Raw genomic sequence first — 1,323 nt, forward strand, 5'->3', positions numbered from 1 at the left:
TGTCCCGTCCTGAATAAGGTTTACACCTTCCATCCCGAAATCCCGGAGAATCAGATGGAGCAAGGTGTAAAGCGCACACAGCGAGATTACTCGCTGTCTTTTAAATTGGCGGTTGTCGATCAGATCGAAAAAGGCGAGCTGACCTACAAGCAGGCCCAAGCGCGGTATGGCATCCAGGGGCGGTCGACGGTTCTGGTATGGTTGCGTAAGCATGGTCGGCAGGATTGGAGCCAGGGGGCCTCAATCCGAGCCGAGAGGAGCTGCGTGATGTCCGATCCCAAGACGCTTACTCCAGAGCAGCGGATCAAAGAGCTTGAGCAGCAGCTTGAGCTGATGAGCCAGAAGGCTCAGTTCTTTGAGAAAGTCGTTGATGTCCTGAAGAATGACTACGGTGTGTCGGTCGTAAAAAAGCGATCCGGCAAGTCCTCTCGCAAGGTCAGGTCGCAGGACTGAGCATTGCCAGGACTTGTCGGTTTCTGGGGATTAGCCGGCAGGCTTACTACAAGCGAAATCGAGCGGCTGACAGCAAAGCACACCAGGCAGATCGGGTCGTTGAGTTTGTTCAAAAGGTCCGGATGCGTCAGCCACGACTGGGTACAAGGAAGCTGCACTATCTGCTGCATTGCCAGCCGGATAGGCGGGTCCGAATTGGCCGAGACCGACTATTTCAGGTCTTGGGAGAGCACCGCTTGCTGGTGTTGCCCAAGCGGGCGTACCACAAGACAACGCAAAGCTTTCACCGCTTCTACCGGCATCCCAATCTACTCAAGCCAGGCCCGAATCAGGTGGTCCCTGGAGGGCCGGAGCACGTCTGGGTGGCGGACATTACTTACCTGCCCGCCAGTAGCGGTCCACTGTACCTAAGTCTGGTGACGGATGCGTATTCCAGAAAGATTGTCGGGCACCATGTGCATGAAGGTTTGCATGCGGAGTCTGTTGCCCAGGCCTTTAGACAGGCCCTACGCAAGCGGCGTCGTCGTCAGCCCTTAGTTCATCACTCGGACCGAGGCATCCAGTACTGTTCGGCGCTGTACCAGTCACTTCATCAACGGCACGGAGTTCAGTGCTCGATGACTGACGGATATGACTGCTACCAAAACGCACTTGCTGAGCGCATCAACGGAATCCTCAAAACAGAGTTGCTGTTGAGCAACCCAGAAAATCTGGAACAGGCGAGGAAGATGGTCGATGAGGCAGTGCAGATCTACAACACAGAACGGCCTCACATGGCCCTGAAAAACAAAACGCCCGATGCGGTGCATCGGGCGTTTTGAGGCCTGTGGGCCTACCTGAACAGGTGTAAACCTATTTCAGGACTAGACA

The 1,323-nt window shown here is 55.2% G+C and carries 1 protein-coding gene; it reads left to right on the plus strand.

The genetic code is table 11. The features are described from left to right. Nucleotides 1-54 precede the first annotated feature (54 nt). Nucleotides 55-1,274, plus strand: a protein-coding gene (locus tag PF66_RS32490; protein ID WP_152973122.1) for an IS3 family transposase whose coding sequence is annotated in 2 segments (ribosomal slippage) — nucleotides 55-403 and nucleotides 403-1,274 — 1,221 coding nt in all. Because the reading frame shifts where the segments join, the coding sequence is not laid out codon by codon here. Nucleotides 1,275-1,323 lie beyond the last annotated feature (49 nt).

The sequence above is a fragment of the Pseudomonas asplenii genome (genome assembly GCF_001293465.1).
Lineage (GTDB): Bacteria > Pseudomonadota > Gammaproteobacteria > Pseudomonadales > Pseudomonadaceae > Aquipseudomonas > Aquipseudomonas fuscovaginae_B.